The following is a 6,754-nucleotide window of genomic DNA, read 5'->3' as shown; positions in this document are numbered from 1 at the left end:
TGGCCACCGCCCGCACCCGCGCGCCCTGGAACCGCAAAAAGACCCACATCAGCATCGACGACATGCTCATCGCCTTCCGCCGAGCCCGAATTACGACCATCACCGCAGGCCAGAACACAACAGATCAATATCCCGACAGGCCCACGACCAGCACCGCAACCGCCGCATAACCGCGAAACCTCAGCCCGGAAGTTGGACTGAGAAATTCGGTTCCGATCTCCGGGGAGCAGTTGTATGGCTGGGCGAAGTTCGTTGAGCGCGGAGCAGCGTGCTGCGGCGATAGGGTTGTTCGATGACGGTTGGGCGGATCGTGCGGTCGCGACCAGGCTTGGTGTGTCTCGCTGGGCGGTGGGCCGGTTGTATGGCCGGTGGCGGGTTCGTGGGAGTGCGGCGCTGGTGAGCAAGCCGTCGAAGCGGTCGTTCTCGTTCGAGTTCAAGCTCGAGGTGGTGCGACGTTTCCTCGCCGGAGAGACGAAGACCGATCTCGCCTGTGAGTTCGGCCTGTCGTCGCCGAAGCTGATCGAGACGTGGGCGCGGAAGTACCGCAACGAAGGTGAAGACGCACTGCGTCCGAAGCGGGTGGGCCGGCCACCGAAGCCCGCTGACCAGGCCCCGGGCGAGGCCAGCGAGCTCGAAGCGCTGCGGCGGGAGAACGAGCGACTGCGGGCCGAGAACGCCTACCTGGGAAAATTGCGGGCCTTGAGAGCGCAGGAACAACGGCGAAAGTAGCCGCCGTGATCGCCCTCAAGGCTGAGCATCGTCTCGAGGTGTTGCTCGACGTTGCCGGGCTGGCCCGGTCGACGTTTTTCTACCACCAGGCCCGCCGGTCCCGCCCCTATCCGCAGGAGGAGCTCAAGGCCGCGATCCAGGCGGTCTTCGAGGAGAACAGGCGGCGTTACGGGCATCGCGGCATCCACCGGGAACTCGTGGGCGCTGGGTGGCGGGTCGCGAAGAAGACCGTGCTCAAGCTGATGCGCGAGCTCGGCCTGGTCTGCCCCATCCGCCGGCGCCGACGCTACAACTCCTACCGAGGCGAGACCGGCGAGGCCGCGGAGAACCTGCTGGACCGGGACTTCACCGCCAGCGCACCGAACCAGAAGTGGGTCACCGACGTGACCGAGTTCGCCATCACCGACCGCAAGGTCTATCTGTCGCCGGTGATGGACTGTTCGACCGGCAGATCATCGCCTACTCGGTGAGCACCTCCCCCAACCTGGAACTGACCAACTCCTCGCTGCGTGAGGCGCTGGCGACGCTGGAACCGGGCCAGGCACCGCTGGTGCACTCTGACCAGGGGTTCCATCCAGTACCAGCACGTGTCCTGGCGCGAGTTGCTGGCCGATGCGGGCGCGACCCAGTCGATGTCCCGCAAGGCCAACTGCCACGACAACGCCGTGATCGAAAGCTTCTTCGGACACCTCAAGGAAGAAATGTTCCACCACACCCGCTACCTCAGCCTCGAGGCGTTCACGACCGCGCTGGACGACTACATCACCTGGTTCAACACCACTCGAGGCCACACACACTGCGAGGGCCTGAGCCCGGTGCAATACCGGGCCCAGACCCTCGCGGCCTAGACTCTTACTTAACGAGTCCAACTTCCGGGGACCACTTCAGTCTCCCCCCGCCCCCCACTGGCCGACGCCCTTCAGGCTGGTCCTCTGACCTCCTCCATCGAGCCAGGAGAAGTGCGGCTTTCTACGCCTCTGCTAGCGCGCGAGCACCGGGACCGGCTCGCGGAGCAGGTAGGCGCCGCATCACCGCGCCTCGGCGTGCTTTACATCAATGGCTGCCGGGCTCGCGGCAACCAGCCACAAACGGTCCTGCTGCCGAAACTCACTTTCGAACAGGGATCAACGGGTTGCGGTCGCGACGAGCGCCACCCTGGGGAGTTCGGCTCGGAAACCTCGGCCGGCCGGACGGACGGTCAGCTCCGCCACCTGCGCGCCAAGCCTGGCTCGTTCGTCTGGACCGAAGGTGGCGTAGCGGCGGACGACCTCATCGACGATCATCCAGGAGTCCTCGTCGTCCAACGCGTCCGGGGCAACGAGCTTCGCCAGCGCGAACAGGTCGTACATGTAGTTGATCACGCCGCGCCGTGCTGCTGCCGGAGAGTCAGCATCTACGACGCACGGGTCGTAGAGGTAGCGGACCCGCACGTCGTGGAAGCCCGCAGTGACGAGCAACTCGTGCATTTCCTCGCGAAGAAAGTGCTCGTGCTTGTGCCCGGTGTAGGTGTAGCGGTCCAGGGCTTCGCTGTACCAGCGGGCCGTGGTGCTGCCCTCCTCGAAGTCGTGCACGACGATCCGCCCGCCTGGCCGGATCACCCGGTGGGCTTCCGCCATCGCCTGGGGGCGCTCGTCCACGGGAATGTGGTGGGTGCCGTAGGCGAAGATGACGCCATCGAGTGCTGCATCCCGGAACAGCCACCGCTGCGTGGATTGCCGCACGGCTGGGAGCCCTTGGGCCAAGGCGTCGGCGATCATCGGGGCGGCCACGTCTCCGGTGAAGATGGCGGGACTCGTGTCTGGCTGGAGTAGCCGCATCGCTCGCGTCATGGTTCCGTTGCCACCGAGCGCGTCGAGCAGGAGGCTGCGAGCGGGGCTGCTGTCCACCGGTATGGCCAGCTCGCACAGGTTGCTGATCCCCCGTGCACGTACCAGGGGATGCGCGAGCTGGGTGCTGCGATAGGCGTCACCGCGACCGCCGTGTTCCTTGGTGTCGAACGGCGAGGCGAAGCAGTCCAGCGCCTCGTATATCCGGGCGAGCTGCGTGGGGTCCAGCCGTGCCAGGTCAAGACGCTCGTACAACCTCGGGTGGCGGATCCGAAGCTCGTCGAGGTATTCCTGCAGCGTGGTGCCGGGCAGGATTTCGACACCGGAGAAGGATGAATGCTTCGTGTTCTGCATGGCGCGTCGCAAGCCCTCCGCGTTGCGGGACTACTCTTCGAAGGCCGACAGGAGTTCCTGCTGGCTGACCGACGTGAACTGGGAGACGTCGTACAACTGCCGGTCTGCCGCGCTCAGCGTGGTGAACACCGCGTTGATGGCGGCCACCAGACCCCACACTTCGGTGTAGGGCGGCCAGCCCGGATGCCCGGCAGCGATGTCGCGGTGCCGGGCGAAGATGTAGTTCGCCCAGTCCCGCGAGCGTGGGAACCGGTGGTGGTAGTCATGGCACGGCCCGTCGCCGACGAAGACGAACAGGCGCGCCGGCAGGTGCATGAACAGCATCCGCAGCCACCACCGCGACCAGCTCAGAACCCGCCGGACACCAGACACGTCAGGACCAGGCGCGGCTTCGCCGAAGAAGACGCCGTGGGTATACCCGGCCAACGTTGCCCGCCCTTTACGCACCGGTCCGCGGGCCGGGAAGATGTGACGCGATGAAAGGCGGATCGTGGCTGCGGCGTTGAACAGGAACATCAGGGGGAACACCCACACGACGAGGTACTCGACCCAGATCCCGAGTGCGATGACCACCATGAGCTGCCCGCCGACCAGCGCCAGAAACAGCGCCCGGTACCAGGCAGCGGTGCCCCGGAGGTGCGAGGCGATCCGCGAGTAAGTCGCCTTCGCCTGCAGACGCGGCGAGAAGACACCCGCGAGCATTCTGCGCCACAGTTGCCGGCGGGTCATGCCGACACGCATGCCCAGGACCAGAATCAGGAACTGGACGGTGGGATCCTTCAACGTCATGTGGTTGCTGGAGTGGTGGTCGCTGACGTGCTCACTCTTGTACTCGCCGTACTCCTGTGTCACCAGCAGCAACGTGATCGCGCTGCCGATCGCGGTGTCAATCTGCTTGCGCCGCAGGAAGTTCGCGTGCGAACACTGGTGGACGATCATCACCCGCAGCTTCCGGATGCCATGCGTGGTCATCAGCCAGGAGGCCGGCAGCAACAGCATCCACCACCCCGCGCCCACCACCGCAGCTCCCAGCGCGATTCCCGCGACAATGGGCAGCACGCTGGCCCACAGGTGGTGCAGCGGCGTGAGCTGCCACGGCCGCTGGTCTCCCAGCGGTTTGCCGGTGAGCCACGTGAGGGCGGGTTGGAGGAATCCAGGTAGCACCCGCATGGTCTCCCGCGGGTCGGGTGCTCCGCCCGGCGTCGCGGTTGATGCGTCGGGACGCAGTTCTTGGTCGCGCACCTGTTCTCACCTCTGCAATGCTGGTTCCGTCAAAGCAGCAATCGCACGAAGTCGGGTTCGATCGGAGGGCGCCGCCCGGTGCACATGTCGAGGTAGGCTTGGCGCAAAGCGTGGGAGATCGGGGCTTCCGGGTTGCGCGGCTGGATGCCGTCGATCGAGCCGACGACCCGGATCTCCTCCCATGTACCACAGATGAAGACCTCGTCGGCGGTGTACAGCTCGGAGCGGGTGATCGAACACTCCTCGACCGTAAGAGCGAGTTCTCTGCGGGCCAGCTGGATCACGGTCTCCCGGGTCAGGCTGTCCAGGACTCCGTCGGACAGCGGAGGCGTGTACAGCCGGCCGTGGCGGACCATAAAGATCACCGCTTCGGCGGTTTCCGCCACCATGCCGCGGTTGTTGAGCAGGATCGCCTGGTCGGCTCCCGCCTTCTTCGCCTCGACCCGCGCCAGCCTCAGCGCCGCGTAGGACGCACCAGTCTTCACCAGCACCGGGAAGGACGTGTCCTGGGTGCGCTGCCAGGAGCTGATCACGCAGCTGATCGGCTCATCGAAGCGGGGACCGATCTGGTGCAACGAGATGAACGAATCCATCGGGGCGAACTCATCCAGCGACTGCCCCGGTGACAGCGCATCGGGGTACACATTGGACCGTCCGGAGTCGATGTACACGGTCAGCCGTAGGTAGACGTCCTCGCGGAAGCTGGTCGCCGCTAGGAGATCGCCCATTCCCTTGTCCAACTGGTCAATCAAGCCGTTCTCCGGAACGTGCAGCAGCTCGGCGGCCGAACGGAGGCGATTCAGATGGCCGTCCACCTGCACCACCGCGAACCGCCTTTGCTCCGGCCGCCAGTACGCACGGAGGCCGTCGAACACGGTCAGTCCGCGCAGCGCAGTGACCGGAATACGGGCCTGGTCCCAGGGCACGACCTCACCGTGCCACCAGACCAGCGGTGCGTGGGTTTCATTCATGGGCGACCTCCTTGACTCGCGCAAGAACCGTTGGGGCCGGCGTTGTTCCCCCTAGCCGCAACCAGCTAACGTTCCGGGACCGCGGGACCTTGTCAGGGAATCCTCACCATCCGCTACAGGATACTTCAAAAAAATGACAGACGAAGTTGTCCATAATGGATTTTTAAGCAACCAACCCGGGAGCAAACCTGGAAGAATGTCCCACCGTTGAGCCCCACGCGTCAACGCGTCCGATCGGGCGGTTGATGTGATTCACCTGCCTGTAGCAACGTGGAATCAACAAATCCGGCTAGCATCGCCCCGTGCAGACGCTACGGGACGAAGGCTTTACACCTCGTGAATGGAATCCGGAAATTCGGAACCCGCTAGCTCAATCGGGTACGGTATGGAGCAATATTGAACCAGCGGACCTGCCAGTCATGCAGAACGTCCTCAAACTGCGCCGCGTCGATCCTGGGGGGATCCTGCACGCGACGGACGTACTTCTCGGCGGGGTCACGAAGTGGACAGTCCTCGGCGACAACGTGATCGGCGCGTGGGGGTGGCGCGAGGTCGATCTGGACCAGCAGTACCGCGCGGTGACCCACGGCGCAGGCGCTTTCATCGCGTCCGCGATGTGCTACCTCGAGGTTTCGGGCAGCGACGCCGGTGCGTTGTTGGACGCACTTTCCCCACGCAGGGTGTCAGATCTGCCACTCGGTTCCGCGAGGTTCGTGCTGTTCACCACGCCCGCCGGAACGGTCGACGAGGAGGCTGTCGTCGTCCGCACCGGTCCGGAGGAGTTCCTGTTGTCCTGCGGCGGCGGAAAGGAGCCGGGCTGGCTGCGCCGCACTGCCGAATTCTTCACCGAAGTCAGCATCCTGCCCAGCGAAGTCTTCAGCTTCAACATCAAGGGGCCCAAGCGCCTGCAAGCGGTGCAGAGCCTCGTCGACGATGCAGACCGGCGTGTGATCGCCGACCTGCGCAACTTCCAGTCCTGCCAGGTGCGAACGCTCGTCGGTGGCCAGGCCCGAGTGCTCAGGAGCGTCATCGGTTACGAGGTCTGGACGTCCGCAGAAGTGCTGGCCGCGATGTGGCGGCAGCTCGTCACCGAACGGCCCGAGATCACCCCGTGTGGCTGGGAGCTGCTCACCATCTACCGAATGGAGTGCCGGGACATCACCTTCGGTCTCTTCCCGGTAGACGTGCACATCGGCACCACCCTGTTCGAGATCGGAGCGGGCTGGATGGTGCCCGACGACCACGACGGCCGGGACTACATCGGTCGCGAGGGGTTGCTGAAAAGCCGCGGTTCGCAACGGCTGTGGCTGGCCGGTTTGCACGCTGCCGACACGAAGTCCGGCTGCCCGCTGGTGGGTGACGAGGTGCTCGACGACAGCGGCGGCTTCCTGGGATACGTCACGTCAGCCGCACCTTCTCCGCGGGAAGGCCGCGTGCTGGCGTTCGCCCACCTGGCACCGGACTGCCAGCCGGGTGCGGTCGTGCACGCAGCCGGCTCACGCTGGCAGGTCAGCACCATTCCGTTCCCAGACCTCCTGGCCGCGCCTTAGACAACAGCCGTACCGCGCCGATGGAGCGGGGCCGGGGCAGCACTGACCCCGGCCCCTTCTATCGCCCGCCTCGAACGTGACG

At 65.4% G+C, this 6,754-nt stretch carries 7 protein-coding genes; 4 read left to right on the top strand and 3 right to left on the bottom strand.

The window, feature by feature from the left end:
* The first annotated feature begins 234 nt into the window (after positions 1-234).
* From ACWDKQ_RS25280 to ACWDKQ_RS25270, 3 genes are read left to right on the top strand one after another with little or no spacing between them, the layout of a single operon-like run.
* Positions 235-729 carry a helix-turn-helix domain-containing protein gene (locus ACWDKQ_RS25280; RefSeq protein WP_450141242.1) on the top strand — a complete coding sequence of 165 codons (495 nt, stop codon included), beginning with the start codon at positions 235-237 and terminating at the stop codon, positions 727-729.
* A 5-nt stretch (positions 730-734) separates the two neighbouring features.
* Positions 735-1,199, top strand: a complete 465-nt coding sequence (locus ACWDKQ_RS25275) for an IS3 family transposase (RefSeq protein WP_450141241.1) — start codon at positions 735-737, stop codon at positions 1,197-1,199.
* Positions 1,200-1,238: 39 nt separating this feature from the next.
* Positions 1,239-1,577 carry a transposase gene (locus tag ACWDKQ_RS25270; RefSeq protein WP_450141240.1) on the top strand — a complete coding sequence of 113 codons (339 nt, stop codon included), beginning with the start codon at positions 1,239-1,241 and terminating at the stop codon, positions 1,575-1,577.
* A 276-nt stretch (positions 1,578-1,853) separates the two neighbouring features.
* On the opposite strand, the gene ACWDKQ_RS25265 is transcribed toward ACWDKQ_RS25270, so the two are convergent.
* Genes ACWDKQ_RS25265 through ACWDKQ_RS25255 form a run of 3 tightly spaced genes read right to left on the bottom strand, consistent with a single transcriptional unit; the run spans position 1,854 to position 5,122 of the window.
* A complete protein-coding gene (locus ACWDKQ_RS25265) occupies positions 1,854-2,909 on the bottom strand; it encodes a methyltransferase domain-containing protein (protein WP_450141239.1) in 1,056 nt (351 codons plus the stop codon).
* 30 nt (positions 2,910-2,939) lie between these two features.
* Positions 2,940-4,151: a hypothetical protein gene (locus tag ACWDKQ_RS25260; RefSeq protein WP_450141238.1), complete on the bottom strand. Its 1,212-nt coding sequence runs from the start codon at positions 4,149-4,151 to the stop codon at positions 2,940-2,942.
* 29 nt (positions 4,152-4,180) lie between these two features.
* Entirely contained in the window at positions 4,181-5,122 is a 942-nt protein-coding gene (locus ACWDKQ_RS25255) for an aminotransferase class IV (RefSeq protein ID WP_450141237.1), read from the bottom strand.
* A 419-nt stretch (positions 5,123-5,541) separates the two neighbouring features.
* Between ACWDKQ_RS25255 and ACWDKQ_RS25250 the strand changes: the two genes are divergently transcribed.
* On the top strand, positions 5,542-6,672 hold the full coding sequence (locus tag ACWDKQ_RS25250; RefSeq protein WP_450141236.1) for an aminomethyl transferase family protein: 1,131 nt from the start codon (positions 5,542-5,544) through the stop codon (positions 6,670-6,672).
* Positions 6,673-6,754 lie beyond the last annotated feature (82 nt).

This window comes from Saccharopolyspora sp. NPDC000995 (genome assembly GCF_053599315.1).
The sequence above is the reverse complement of the archived record's forward strand: the minus strand, read 5'-3'. Positions and strand labels throughout refer to the sequence as shown.

Excerpts from the sequence above, each read along its gene's own strand:
- ACWDKQ_RS25280 (WP_450141242.1), top strand. The coding sequence starts at position 235 with ATGGCTGGGCGAAGTTCGTTGAGCGCGGAGCAGCGTGCTGCGGCGATA.
- ACWDKQ_RS25265 (WP_450141239.1), bottom strand. The coding sequence starts at position 2,909 with ATGCAGAACACGAAGCATTCATCCTTCTCCGGTGTCGAAATCCTGCCC.
- ACWDKQ_RS25255 (WP_450141237.1), bottom strand. The coding sequence starts at position 5,122 with ATGAATGAAACCCACGCACCGCTGGTCTGGTGGCACGGTGAGGTCGTG.
- ACWDKQ_RS25250 (WP_450141236.1), top strand. The coding sequence starts at position 5,542 with ATGCAGAACGTCCTCAAACTGCGCCGCGTCGATCCTGGGGGGATCCTG.